The sequence below is a fragment of the Pseudomonas sp. zfem003 genome (assembly GCF_032621675.1).
GTDB classification, from domain to species: Bacteria; Pseudomonadota; Gammaproteobacteria; order Pseudomonadales; family Pseudomonadaceae; genus Metapseudomonas; species Metapseudomonas otitidis.
This window is the reverse complement of sequence record NZ_JAVYJG010000001.1, coordinates 287,642-299,591: the sequence shown is the minus strand read 5'-3', so window position 1 is coordinate 299,591 and position 11,950 is coordinate 287,642. Positions and strand designations below refer to the sequence as shown.

The 11,950-nt window shown below is 67.9% G+C and carries 10 protein-coding genes; 1 reads left to right on the top strand and 9 read right to left on the bottom strand.

Features of this window, described 5'->3' with window-relative positions; genetic code table 11:
* Positions 1 to 39 precede the first annotated feature (39 nt).
* Complete coding sequence (locus RTK35_RS01365) at positions 40 to 687, bottom strand: phosphatase PAP2 family protein (RefSeq protein ID WP_316907392.1); 648 nt, start codon at positions 685 to 687, stop codon at positions 40 to 42.
* Positions 688 to 1,023: 336 nt separating this feature from the next.
* On the opposite strand from RTK35_RS01365, the gene RTK35_RS01360 reads away from it, so the two are divergent.
* Positions 1,024 to 1,686: a class I SAM-dependent methyltransferase gene (locus RTK35_RS01360; protein WP_316907182.1), complete on the top strand. Its 663-nt coding sequence runs from the start codon at positions 1,024 to 1,026 to the stop codon at positions 1,684 to 1,686.
* A 30-nt stretch (positions 1,687 to 1,716) separates the two neighbouring features.
* Here RTK35_RS01360 and RTK35_RS01355 read toward each other — a convergent pair whose 3' ends face one another.
* The 8 genes from RTK35_RS01355 to RTK35_RS01320 form a co-directional block, all read right to left on the bottom strand.
* The gene (locus RTK35_RS01355; protein ID WP_316907181.1) at positions 1,717 to 3,228 is read right to left on the bottom strand and encodes a right-handed parallel beta-helix repeat-containing protein; all 1,512 of its coding nucleotides are present in this window, start codon (positions 3,226 to 3,228) and stop codon (positions 1,717 to 1,719) included.
* A gap of 14 nt (positions 3,229 to 3,242) precedes the next feature.
* The gene (locus RTK35_RS01350; protein WP_316907180.1) at positions 3,243 to 4,358 is read right to left on the bottom strand and encodes a polysaccharide lyase; all 1,116 of its coding nucleotides are present in this window, start codon (positions 4,356 to 4,358) and stop codon (positions 3,243 to 3,245) included.
* On the bottom strand, positions 4,349 to 5,740 hold the full coding sequence (locus tag RTK35_RS01345) for an alginate O-acetyltransferase AlgX-related protein (protein WP_316907179.1): 1,392 nt from the start codon (positions 5,738 to 5,740) through the stop codon (positions 4,349 to 4,351). The genes RTK35_RS01350 and RTK35_RS01345 overlap by 10 nt, the downstream gene beginning before the upstream one ends.
* Before the next feature lie 69 nt (positions 5,741 to 5,809).
* The gene (locus RTK35_RS01340) at positions 5,810 to 6,457 is read right to left on the bottom strand and encodes an alginate O-acetyltransferase AlgF (protein WP_044404773.1); all 648 of its coding nucleotides are present in this window, start codon (positions 6,455 to 6,457) and stop codon (positions 5,810 to 5,812) included.
* 23 nt (positions 6,458 to 6,480) lie between these two features.
* On the bottom strand, positions 6,481 to 7,587 hold the full coding sequence (locus RTK35_RS01335) for an alginate O-acetyltransferase AlgX-related protein (RefSeq protein ID WP_316907178.1): 1,107 nt from the start codon (positions 7,585 to 7,587) through the stop codon (positions 6,481 to 6,483).
* An 11-nt stretch (positions 7,588 to 7,598) separates the two neighbouring features.
* Positions 7,599 to 9,026, bottom strand: a complete 1,428-nt coding sequence (locus tag RTK35_RS01330) for an MBOAT family O-acyltransferase (RefSeq protein ID WP_316907177.1) — start codon at positions 9,024 to 9,026, stop codon at positions 7,599 to 7,601.
* An 11-nt stretch (positions 9,027 to 9,037) separates the two neighbouring features.
* Positions 9,038 to 10,492 carry an ion channel protein AlgE gene (locus RTK35_RS01325; protein ID WP_279801963.1) on the bottom strand — a complete coding sequence of 485 codons (1,455 nt, stop codon included), beginning with the start codon at positions 10,490 to 10,492 and terminating at the stop codon, positions 9,038 to 9,040.
* On the bottom strand, positions 10,489 to 11,943 hold the full coding sequence (locus RTK35_RS01320) for a sel1 repeat family protein (RefSeq protein ID WP_316907176.1): 1,455 nt from the start codon (positions 11,941 to 11,943) through the stop codon (positions 10,489 to 10,491). The genes RTK35_RS01325 and RTK35_RS01320 overlap by 4 nt, the downstream gene beginning before the upstream one ends.
* Between the last annotated feature and the right edge of the window lie 7 nt (positions 11,944 to 11,950).

The following is an 11,950-nucleotide window of genomic DNA, read 5'->3' as shown; positions in this document are numbered from 1 at the left end:
CTCCGGCGGGAAGCGCCCATCATCCTCGCAGCCGCCTGTTCACGCCAGCGCGGGTGGCTCCGATGCTGCCGGGCGGTAGAGCACCAGGCGGTAGGTGACCAGGCAGATCATCCAGTCGAACAGCAGCGTCCAGACGTTGTGCGAGAGAAAGTGCGCGCCCTGCATCATCCGTCCCAGGGACAGCACCGACCCCAGCACCAGCGCGCCCATCAGGGCCGCACGGGCCAGCCGTGGGCGGCGGTCCCGCAGAAAGAAGAACAGTGCCAGCAAGGCAAAGCCGCTGGAGGCGTGTCCGCCCGGCCAGCAACGCCCGGGGTGGTCGGTGGGCGCACGCTGGGACAGCAGCGGGGTGTAGACCTCCTCGCCACCGAAGGCCGTGAGATCCCACGGGCAATGCACCTCGGTCAGCGCCTTGAGCGGCGTGACGATGGCGGTGGACAGTCCCAGCGCCAGCACCAGGTAGCCCAGCGAGCGGCGCCAGCCGGCCATGCGCTTGAACACCAGGCTGGCGACGAAGCCCACCAGGGCGAACACCGCCATCACGATCACGGCCTGCTTGACCCGGTCATGCAGGATGGTTTCGAGGAAGTAGCTGTGCCCGCCGACGAAGCCGGTGGCCGGGTCGTAGAAGGCGCTGGCGATGGCGAAGTCCAGGCGCGTCGGGTCGAGCACCAGCAAGACGGCCATGCAGACCAGGGGCAGCACCGCCCACAGGCGGAAGTTGAACGGCCGCGAGACGACCGTCGCGCGGGGCGGGGTATCGGCCTCCAGTTCGGTAGGGAAGGTGGCGTCGGGGGTGTGGTTCATGGTCGGTCCTTATACGGTCAGGCCCTCCCTGCCGGACGTGCAGGAGGGCATGGGCGCCGACCTTAAGTGTGGGCGTGTCATTTTTGCGTGAAAAACACAGCGTCGATGCCGCTGTGAAAAACCGCACGGCGATTGATGTTTTTTTCACGCGGTTTTGACACCCGGTTGATTGATGCGCCCCTAGTCTGGCCCTCCCTGTCACTGGGAGTGGATGGCATGACTGACCCCCGTCGGGCCCAATCGGGCAGCACCCTGGAGCCGGCTTTCGTGCCCGCGTCGCTGGACGCGGCTGCGCCCCGGCCGAGCCTCTGGCGGCGGCTGGCCAACTGGCGCGAGGACCAGGTGGCGCGCCGCGCGCTGCGCCTGGCCGGGGAGCCCTGCCTGGTGCTCGACCTGCCCTGTGGCAGCGGCCGCTTCTGGCCGGTGCTGGTGGGCTGGGCCAACCGCATCGTCATCGGCGCCGACGAATCCGCGCGCCGCCTGGACGTGGCCCTGCACGAACAGCCGGCGAACGTGCTGCAGCGCATCCGCCTGCTGCAGACCTCCGCCTTCGACATCGACCTGGGCGAGAACGCCGTCGACTGCATCTTCTGCATGCGCCTGATGCACCGGCTCGGCGAACCCGGGCAGCGCCTGGCCATGCTGCGGGAATTCCACCGGGTCACCCGTGACACGCTGATCCTCTCGCTCTGGGTGGACGGCAACTACCGCGCCTGGCGCCGCCGCCGGCTGGGCCGTGGCGACCGCGACCGACACGTCGCACGCCGCAGCGACGTCGAGGCCGAGTTCCGCCAAGCCGGCTTCGAGATCATCGGCCACCAGGACGTCCTGCCGGGCTGGGCGATGTGGCGGGTGTATACCTTGCGCAAGGTGGAGTGAGCTGGCCGTCTCATAGGTCGACTGCGTCGCTCAGCCCTTGCAGCCCTCATCCAGCAACAGTTCAGCAGCCGGGGCGCTGGCTCCGGTGTCCACGCGCAGCAGGCAGGGGTGGCGGACGGTGCTTTCCAGTACCTGGCTCTGCACCGGCAGCAGGTCGCCGATGAAGGCGCTCTGCAACACCGGGTTGCCCTGGAAACGGTTGCCGCCGAGCACGATCTGCTCCAGCCCTTCTACCCGCACCATGGCCTTGCCGATGCCCCCCAGGGTGTTGCCGGTGAGTACCAGGCGGCCGGGCAGGCGTTGGGGGTTGCGCAGGCTGATGGCGTATTCGGGGCTGTTGCCGATCTGGTTGCCCACCAGGAACAGGGCGCCGCCGACGTTGCTGGCGTCTATGCCGCTGCCTTGGGTGTTGCCGATGAGGTTGCCCTCCAGCAGCAGCGGCCGGAGTTCGTCGGGTGCCAGCTGGTTCAGCAGGATGCCGGTGCCGTGGGAGGCGCCCAGCAGGTTGCGGCGGATGCCCAGGGCACCTTGCTGCTCCACCACTTCGATGCCGGCCTTGGCGGTGTTCAGCACGCTGTTGTCGGCGATCAGGCCGCTGACCTGGCCGCGCGCGCGCAGGCCGCTGTTGTTCTGCACGCCGTCGATACGGTTGCCCAGGACTTCGACCTGGCTGTCTTTCAAGTCCACCGCGTACTGCTGCTGGTCGCTGAAGCGCGACCCCTGCACCCGCGCGCGGGCGTGCTGCAGCTCCAGGGCGGTGGACAGGTCGTTGAAGGTGCTGTTGCGCACCAGCACCCGTGCCGGCGCCGTGGAGGTGGGCTGCTGGGGGCTCAGGGCCGTGGTGATGCCCCGGGTGAAGTTGGCGTTGTAGCCGAGCCGCTCCAGGTGTGAATCCTCGATGTGCAGGGTGCTGCCGGCCCAGGCCATCACGAAGGGGCGATACGGGGCCTGGGTGTCACCTGCCGATTCGCCTTTCCAGCTGGAGAGGGTGGCGCCCTTGAGCTGCAGCAGCCCTCGGTTGATCAGCGCGGTGCCGGAGGGGGTGTACAGGTACAGCGTGCTGCCTTCGACCCGCAGGGCTGCGCCGGGGGCGATCACCAGCGGGTAGCTGAGCAGGTATCCGTCCTTGTGCCGCTTCAGCACGCGGGGGTCGTTGAGCGCGGTGGAGAGCTGTTCCAGGGTCAGGCTGCCGCCGCTGATCACCACCGCTTGCGGGTGGTGGGCCTGGTAGCCGGCGATGGCGCGGAACAGGCCGTTCCTGGCGAAGGGCTCGAAGTACCAGCTGCCCTGCTGGGAGGAGAACATCGTCTCCAGGCTGGCGTGTGCGCGGCCTGCGGGCACGGCCGTTTCCAGGGGTGGGAGGACCGCCTGGGCGATGACGTCACGGGCGTGCTGAAGCTCGGCCTGCTGGCCATCCCATGGCAGCAGGCTGAGGGCCGGGTGGGGCGGCTGGTAGCTGGCCGCCTGGGCATCAAGGCCCAGCAGCAGGGGCAACAGGCCGGCGAGCAGGCGGCGGCCGGAGCGGAATATGACCTGGCGCATGTGCGGTCCTTCTTTCAATCCTGGGTCGGGTACATCGGCTTGATGGGGCCGCCGATCTGGCTGTAGTTGTCCACGTCGCCGCCCATTTCGTCGTAGAGCCGCCGGGCCCAGGGATGGCCCGGGTAGCGGTGCAGGTAGGGGATCAGCCAGGCGAGCTTGTAGGGCGCGGCCTCGTCCTGGTCGTGTGCCTGCAGCTCCGGCAGCTTCTCGGGTTCGAGCTGGCTGCGGGCGGCGAAGCTGGCCAGCAGCCACAGCGTCTGGCGCTCGTCGCCGCTGAGGGGCCGGCCGTTGGCTTCGGCGCTCTCCACCAGCAGCACCAGCGGGACCAGGGCGTACTGGGTGTAGGTGCTGGCGAGCTTGCCGCGGGCCACTTCCAGGGGCAGGTAGGCGTAGTCGCCGCTGTTGCTCCGCTGGGCCTGGGCGAGGCCCCGCCGCAGGCTGTAGTCGGCCCAGGCGATGAAGTCTTCGCGCTCCACCAGCATCCCCACCGAGGCCACGGCCCAGCCGGCCCAGTAGTCATGGTTGTTGAAGTAGGGGAAGTCCGGAACGTGACGAGGCTGGTACTCGGCGATCACCCGTTCCGCCAGGCGCTCCAGCCAGGCCTTCTGCTCGCTGTCCAGCTCATAGCGGCCGTCACTGAGGGCACGCACCTTGAGCAGGGTGGAGCCGATGGCAGCCAGCGCCCATTTGCGTGCGGCGATGCCGGTCTTGCTGGCGTCGGGGTTTTCCAGCGCGCGGGCGTGGGCCCAGCGTCCGAGCCAGGTGTCGAGGCAGGCGAGGGCCTGGTTGGCCCGCTCGGGGCGCTTCGCCCGCTGGAACTCCTTGGAGGCGCGGATCAGCCCGCCGATGTAGCCCTTCACCTGGGCCTGGACCTTCTTGGCCTGCATGTCGGGCGTGGCGCTCAGGCGCGATTTGGTGACGTCGCTCTGGTCGTACTTGCTCTCGAACTGCAAGGCGCCCGTGTAGGGCTCGGGGGCGGGGTAGCGGCAGCCCAGGCTGCGGTAGTCACCCACCATGGCGGCCTGGGGCGTTGCCTGGTTGGCCCAGAGGGAGTTGACCGCCTGCGCCGGGCTCATGGGCAGCACCAGCAGCAGGGCGAGGGCGCAGAGCAGGTGGCGGCTCATCGACATAGCTGTATATCCACCTGGGTCGACTGGGCGATGTCCACGGTGGGCTCCATGAACACTGAAAGCAGGTTGGCGCCCTTGAACGCCTCGGCCCGGCTGAGTTCCAGGTAGTAGTGGCCACCGGTCACCACGGCCTCGCGGCGGAACCACACCTTGTCCCGGGCGCCATTGTCGTAATAGACGATCACGTAGAAGTCCTTGAGGTTGCGGTCGCTGATGCGGATGTCGAGGAAACCGTCAAGATCGCCCAGGTCGCGGCGCTGGTCGCCAGCATTGCTGAGCAGTTCGATGCGCTGGTTGACCTTCAATACGCCGGTTTGCAGCGTGTTGCGGGCCAGGGGCTCGGCGCGGCAGCCGCCCTTGATGGCGGGAATCAGCTGGCGGTAGCTGAGCGGGTCCTGCAGGCGGTAGTTGGCCGGCAGCTCCCAGACGATGAGCCTGGGCGGCTTGTCCGGCGAGTAGCTGTCCGATTGCAGGTATTCCAGCAGCGCGCCGTCCTGGCCGGCGCCGGGGAGGGCGTAGTTGAGGATGTCCACGTCGAGGTACTGCTTGAGGAAACCGTCGAAGTTGAACTGCTTGCTTTCGTCCTCCCGTGCGGCCGAGTTGGAGGTGCCGACCAGCACCACTTCCGGGTCCGGGGCGTCGTCGAACAGGGCGTCGGCATCGTCGCTGACCGGGATGGTCTGGAAGCCGCGCACGTACTGGAAGCCGTAGTTGTTGCCGCAGATGCGCGAGAGCGCCAGGTTCATGGTGCCGTCCTTGGGCACCATCACGCCGGGCTCGGTCTGGTAGTGCTTCTTCGCCAGGCCGGCGTACAGCGGGTGCCGGCGGACTTCGTCGGCCACCAGGCGGGCAGTGGCCTCGGCCCCGGCCGGGGTCCAGTGGTGGTCACGGCGGAAGAAGTATTCCTTCTGCGGCGGGTGCTCCACCAGTTGCATGACGTCCGGCACGATGGCGCCGCCGGCCCGCAGCTGCCCCGCGAAGTGGCGCAGGCTGGCGCTGGCCTTGGCGTAGTCGAAGCCGTAGGCGCGGTCGGGGCGGATCTTGTCCCGGTGCATCAGCCCGCGGGTGGGCTGGATGGCGATGACCACGTCGGTGCCCTGGGCCTTGAAGGTGCGCATCAGCCGGGCGAACTCGGGCTCCATGGCGGTGGGGATGCCGAAGTCGTTGGTCAGGTCGACCACGGAGCGGAACAGCCAGCGGTCCTTGCCCGGCGCGATCTCGCGCATGAGCTTCATGTTGCCTTCGGCGTACTGCTGGGGATCGGTCAGGCCGGGGCAGAGCAAGCATTCCAGGTCGCCGCAGGTGGGCGCCTCGGCAGCGAGCGCCGGGAGGCTGGCGAGGGCCAGGAACAGGGCCAATCCGTGCTGCAAGGTCTTCTTCATGGTCGAGGCGGGTTCATCCGTTGTTGAGGTGGGCGCCCGTGGGGACGGGCGCCGATCCCTGTCGTCGCATCACTCGGTGGGGTCGACGCTGTTGGCCAGGCTGAGGGTGCGGTAGCCGCCGGCCTGGGGCAGCAGCACGTAGCTGTAGGAGCGGCCCTTCTTCAGGAAGAGTTCGTCGAACTGCGCCAGGCTCTGTTCGCCGGCGTAGGCGGCGAAGCCGATCTTGATCTCGTTCACCATCCGGCTGCCGGTCTGGTTCTTGCCCAGTGCCTGGACGATGTCGTGCTTGCCGTCGCGGGTCTTCAGCGCCACGTCCTGGCCGGTGAGGTTGTAGAAGGCCACCTGGGCTTTCTTCGGCTCGTTGACAAAGGCGTCGGCGATGACGATCAGCTCGCTGCCGGTGTAGAGCAGGGTGGTGGCGGTGTTGGCCTTCAGCTCGGGCTCGACGGCCAGGGTGCCGGTGGCGATGCGGTGCTTGCCCTGGGGCACGAAGCGGTAGCCGCCGATCTGCCCGGCCGGCACCTTCTGCGGGTTGACCTTGCCGCTCAGGGTCACGTCGATGCCCTTGTCGGAGAGATTGAGCACCCGCACGAAGGCGGAGTCGGCCGGGGCGACGGCGTCGTAGAGGTCGGCATTGGCATCCTTGGCGGCCTGGGCCGGCAGGTGGATGGCCAGCAGCAGCGCCAGTGCGCTCAGCAGACGGAGGGTGATTCGCATGAGGGGTCTCCTTGGTCGTCGAATCAGAAGTGGCTGGGCTGCTCGGCGCGTGCGCGCGCGGCAACCATGTTCTGGGCGAGCACGGTGCGCACCGGGAATTCCCAGATCACCGTGTCGAGGCCGGGGTCGGCCAGTTGCGGCCCTTGCAGCAGCAGCTCCATGGCCTGGAAGGGACCACGGGCTTCCTGGGCCAGGGTCACCAGGTCGCTGTGCAGGTACTCCTTCATGAAACCGACGAAGTTCCAGTCGTCGATCTTGCTGTAGCTGGTGCCCACCAGCAGCAGCGGGCTGCCTTCGTCGTCGAACAGCGCCGCATCGCTGACCGTCTGCTCGGCCTTGAGGGTCTCGAACAGGGGCAGGTCGACCGGGGCGAAATCCGTGGCGGCCAGGCCGGTGTCGAATTGCACGTAGTTCATCAGGTCACCCTTGTGCGGCTTGCTGCCCACCTGCTGCGAGCGGTAGGCCGTGGCGCCGACCAGGGCGGGGTTGCCCCGGGCGAAGGTGGCTGCTGCGAGGCGTGCACCTTCGGGGCTCCAGTGGGTGTCGTTGGGCAGGAACAGGGCCTGGCCGTCCCGCGCAGCGAGAAAGGCGTGGCGCACTGGGGTGACGTCGACGCCTTCGGCTCTCAGCTGTTCGACGAAGCGGTCGTACAGCGCCACCGCGCGCAGGTCGGGTTGCACGCGGGCGCGGGCGGCGTAGATGTCCAGTTTCATCGGCACGGGCAGCAGCACCAGCTTCTTGCCGTGCGCCGCCAGGCGGTCGCGTACCTGGACGATGGCCTGCACCTGCTGTTGCAGGTTGGCGGGCAGGTCGCGGGTCACCAGGTATTCCTGGTTGGTGAAGAGCCAGCCATCGCGGCCGAGCACCACGCCGCTGGTGGCTTCGCCGAAGAGCATGAAGCGGATGTCCGCCCAGGCCTGCACGGACGGCTCGCGGAGGAAGAAACGCTTGTCGTAGAACTGCTCGAACTTGCGCAGCAGCTTGCCGTCCACGAACAGCGACCAGGTGTCGGTCTGGGTCTTGCCGAAGCCGAACACGGCCGGCAGGGAGTAGAGGAACATGCCGCCCAGCAGGGCGATGAACAGCAGTCCATTCCACAGGCTGGCCGACGTGATCACGGGGAATTTCATCGGGTCCGCTCCTAGAACTGGAAATACAGGAAGGGCGAGAAGGAGTTCGCCGCCAGGCTGCTGAGGGCGACGAAGAAGCCGCTCCAGAGCACCAGGGCCTGGACGCCGCCGAAGTGCTGCATGACGTAGCCGTCCTTCAGTCCGGCGTAGTAGCGAACGTTGTTGCGGCCGGCCAGCACCAGCCAGGCCAGCGCCACCAGGTTGAAGGCCATGGCCATGCGTGAGGTGCCGAGGATGTACAGGTCGAGGCTGCCGAGGCCGTTCAGGCCCAGCAGGCCGGCGTAGATGTCCAGGCTGTGGCGCAGGTCGTTGGTGAAGAACAGCGGCATGCTGAGGAGGATGAGCACGGCCGTGCGCATGTTGCGCCAGAAGCGGTAGGGCGTAGTGATCTTGGTGGCGATGTCCAGCTGGCGCTCGATCACCATGGCCACGCCGAAGAACAGCCCCCAGAAGATGAAGGCAAAGCTGGCGCCATGCCACAGGCCCGACAGCAGCATGGTGAGGACCAGCGCCGGCATCGGCCCGGCCACGCGCTTGCGCACCAGCGGCATGAACACGTAGTCCCGCAGGTAGTGGGCCAGCGTCATGTGCCAGCGCTGCCAGAACTCGGTGACGCTCTGGGCCACGAAGGGCTGGTTGAAGTTCTCCGGGAAGCGGAAGCCCATCATCAGCGCCAGGCCGATGGCCATGTTGCTGTAGCCGGCGAAGTCGAAGTAGAGCTGGAAGCAGGCCGCCATCAGGCCGAACCAGCTCTCCACCAGTTGCAGCTCGCCCTGGGCGATGAACAGGCCGCTGACCGGCGCCAGGTTGTCGGCGATCAGCACCTTCATGATGAAACCGACCATGAAGCGCCCCACGCCGATGGAGAACAGCTCCAGGGAGTGGGTGCGCTGGCGCAGCTGCGGTGCCAGCTGGCTGTAGCGCAGGATGGGCCCGGCCACCAGGTGCGGGAAGAGGGCGACGAAGGCGGCGAAGTCGATGAAGTTGCGCGTCGGCTCGGCGTCCTTGCGGTAGATGTCGATGATGTAGCTCAGGGCATGGAACACATAGAAGGAAATGCCCAGCGGCAGCAGGATGTGCTCCAGGGTGAAGGTGTTGATGCCCAGCGGGGCCAGCAGCGCCGCCAGCACCTCGGCACCGAAGTTGGCGTACTTGAAGTAGCCGAGGGTGGCGAGGTTGCCGATCACCCCCAGCCACAGGAGGCGGCTGGCAGCCTGGCGGTTGCCGGCCTCCTGCTGTTGCCTGATGCGCAGGCCGAACCAGAAGTTCCAGTAGGTGATGCCGACGAACAGCAGCAGGAAGTCCGGCCGCCACCAGGCATAGAACAGGTAGCTGGCGGCGACGATGACGCTGGAGCGCCACGCCGGCCGGGCGAGGAAGTACACCAGCAGGAAGACCGGCAGGTAGAGGAACAGGAAGACGTTGGAGGCGAAGATCATCGGATGCTCCCTCAGTAGCGCATGACGAGGCCGAAGGAGATCTGGAAGTCGTCGCCGCTCTCCAGGGCGTCGCCGGCCCGGAGGTAGCTGGCGCTGACCAGCGCGTTCAGGTCGAGGTGCTTGCCCTCGTAGGCGAGCGGGAACATCTTCCAGTAGTAGTTCAGGTCCAGCACCTGGCCGACGTCGCGCTGGCCGTTGCCGCGTCCGGCGCGGATCGCCTGGCGGCGGTCGCGGGCCTGCTGCTGGTCGACGCGCACCGGCAGGTCGCCGTCGGCATCGCGCAGGTACAGGTCGCTCAGGCGGATGTCCAGCGAGCTGCGGGCCGTGGGCCGGGTTTCCAGGGCCACGCCGTAGTACTTCAGGTTGCGCATGTTCAGGGCCACGAAGGAGCTGACCAGGCGGGTGCTGTAGCTGGACGGGTTGACGATGCGGTCGGACTGGATGCGGTTCAGGCGGAAGCCGTCGGCCTCGTTGTCCGGGGCGTCGGTCAGGCCCGCGCGCAGGGCGATCCGGGGTTCCCAGGGCGCGTCGTGGAAGCGCTTGCCGACCTCGCCCAGCATCAGCCAGCCACGGCTGTCGCCCCGCTCGCTGACGCCGTCGGCGTCGGTGGTGCGGGTGCGCCCCCGGAGGCGCACCGCTTCCAGGTGGTAGTCGCTGAACAGCGGGCTGACGCGCAGGTCGTCGCCGCTGAAGAACAGCCCGGCGCGGGTGCCGGTGAAGTCCTGGGCGTCGTCGGGGTCGGCGTTGCTCCGGTCGTTCTCGTGGAGCACGCGGGCGCCGACCCAGTTGCGCTCGCTCCAGCGCCAGGCGTACTCGCCCATGGCGTAGCGCGTGTTCTCCTCGGTGGGGTCGAGGCTGTTGACGTCGGTGTTGTAGTTCCAGAACTTCTGCGCCACGGCGACGAAGCCATGGGAGAAGGCGTCGCGGTAATCGAAGCGCAGCGATTCGATGCTGTCGTCCCACCAGATGCCGTAGGTGTCGTAGAAGCGCTGCCGCCCGGCGGAGAAGGAGAAGCGCGGGTCGTCCCCCAGCAGGTTGCGGCGCACATAGAGTTCGCGCAGTTCGCTGTAGAAGTGCTCCGGGCGTTCGTTGCGGGTGCTCTGCTGGAAGTTGTCGTCCTGCAGCGGCGTGGCGGACTGGCTGGAGTCGTAGTTGATCCAGGCGCGGCCGAAGACTTCCCATCTGGCCCAGCGTTTCTCCGGGGAATACCAGTGGTAGCTCGGCTCGTAGCGCAGGCTGTAGAAGCCCTTGCGGTCGGCGCCCAGCACCGAGTCCTCGGGGCCGTAGCCGCCCTGCAGGGTGAGCTTGTTGAAGAACTCCGAGGTCACCGGGGGCAGGGTGTCCAGCGACAGCGCAGCCGGGTCGGCGGGTGTCGCGGCCGGGCCGAAGGCGTCCTCTTCGGCGGCCGCGACCGCGCCGCTGACCGTCACGGCACCGATGCACAGCAGTGCCTTCCACTCGTTCACAGGCGGTACTCCTTGTAGATCGCGTCACGGGCGAGGGTGGCCCGCTGCAGCTCGTCGCTGCTCATTTCCTTTTCCAGGCGCTTCAGCAGGCCGTTGGCGCGGAACTCGCCCAGCCCCTTGGCGGCCTCGGCGTAGGCGTGGGCCTTGACCTTGTCGTGGCAGATGGCGCGGCCGAAGTTGTAGAGGCTGGCGATGCGGTAGTAGGCCGAGGGCGAGCCGTTGAGCGCCTGCTGGTGGAAGATCGCCAGGGCCTTGTCCAGGTCCGGCTCGTCGAGGCCGCCTCGGCTGTAGAGGTCCCCCAGCAGCAGCTGGGCTTCGGGGTAGTTGGCGTCGAGCAGTTCCTGGATCAGCCCATGGGCCTTCTCCGGGTCGAGGGTCAGCCAGTTGGTGACCATCAGCACCGAGGCCTTGAGGGCCTTGGCCCGCAGCGGGTCGGTGCGGGCAATGCGCTCGATCAGGGCGAAGGCTTCGTCGGCGGTGAAGTCCTGGGGGGAGGAGGTCATGTTGTTGACCTTGCTCACCATGGCCGGCACCCAGTTGCGCTCGATGGCGTTGTCCAGCCAGGCGCGGACTTCGGCATTGGTCTGCGCCAGCAGTTTGGCCTGGGCTTCCGCGCGGGCCTTATCGGCGGCGCTGGCCTCGGTCTTGGCGTCGCCTTCCAGGCCTGCGTCGGCCTCCCGCAGGGCACGGTTCTCGATGGCGATGAGGCCGCTCTGGGTGGAGTAGATGCTGTCCAGCAGGGTACCGATGCGGTGCACCGCTTCCACGGGCAGGCGCTCCTTGTGCTCGAACAGGGTCTTGGCGAAGGCGGGGAAGGCGGTGTCCTGCGCGTCGCCGAGGAAGTCGTAGTAGCGCAGCACGGCGCGGGTGTCGACGAACACCGCAGCGCGGTACCCGCGCTCGGCATCGTCGCGGCGGCCCTGGCGTTCGGCGAGCACGGCCTTGTACAGCTGCGGCCGGCAGAATTCCAGGCAGGACGACTCGTAGAGGCCGATCAGCTCGGCCACGCGGGGCGCCTGGAAGTACTCGGGGAAGACCAGGAAGACCTCCAGGGCAGCATCCAGGGTGCGCGGGTCGCGGGCATGGGGGAACCGGCCCAGCGCCTCGCGCACGTAGCCGGCATTGGCCTTGCGCATGCGCGGGTTGCGCTCCAGCAGGCGGCTCAGCGAAGACAGCGCGAGCACCTCGCCACGGCCCTCGGCGAAGGCCTCCTTGTACAGCGCGAGGGCTTCTTCGCCGTTGGCGGCATCACCGGCGGCGAGGCGGTCCCCCAGCAGCAGCTTGGACGCCAGGTCGCCGCGCTCGGCGAGGCTGCGCAGGTCGGCGATGACGTCGGCGTTCGGGTCCTTGTAGAGGGCGTAGCGGATCTGTTCGAGGCTCTGGACGGCACCGGCCGGACCGGCGCAGCCCAGCAGCATCGCTGCGACCAGGACAGTGGATTTCCCCTTCATCGTCTGG

Excerpts from the sequence above, each read along its gene's own strand:
- RTK35_RS01320 (WP_316907176.1), bottom strand. The coding sequence starts at position 11,943 with ATGAAGGGGAAATCCACTGTCCTGGTCGCAGCGATGCTGCTGGGCTGC.
- RTK35_RS01365 (WP_316907392.1), bottom strand. The coding sequence starts at position 687 with ATGGCCGTCTTGCTGGTGCTCGACCCGACGCGCCTGGACTTCGCCATC.
- RTK35_RS01350 (WP_316907180.1), bottom strand. The coding sequence starts at position 4,358 with ATGTCGATGAGCCGCCACCTGCTCTGCGCCCTCGCCCTGCTGCTGGTG.
- RTK35_RS01355 (WP_316907181.1), bottom strand. The coding sequence starts at position 3,228 with ATGCGCCAGGTCATATTCCGCTCCGGCCGCCGCCTGCTCGCCGGCCTG.
- RTK35_RS01335 (WP_316907178.1), bottom strand. The coding sequence starts at position 7,587 with ATGAAATTCCCCGTGATCACGTCGGCCAGCCTGTGGAATGGACTGCTG.
- RTK35_RS01330 (WP_316907177.1), bottom strand. The coding sequence starts at position 9,026 with ATGATCTTCGCCTCCAACGTCTTCCTGTTCCTCTACCTGCCGGTCTTC.
- RTK35_RS01340 (WP_044404773.1), bottom strand. The coding sequence starts at position 6,457 with ATGCGAATCACCCTCCGTCTGCTGAGCGCACTGGCGCTGCTGCTGGCC.
- RTK35_RS01360 (WP_316907182.1), top strand. The coding sequence starts at position 1,024 with ATGACTGACCCCCGTCGGGCCCAATCGGGCAGCACCCTGGAGCCGGCT.
- RTK35_RS01345 (WP_316907179.1), bottom strand. The coding sequence starts at position 5,740 with ATGAAGAAGACCTTGCAGCACGGATTGGCCCTGTTCCTGGCCCTCGCC.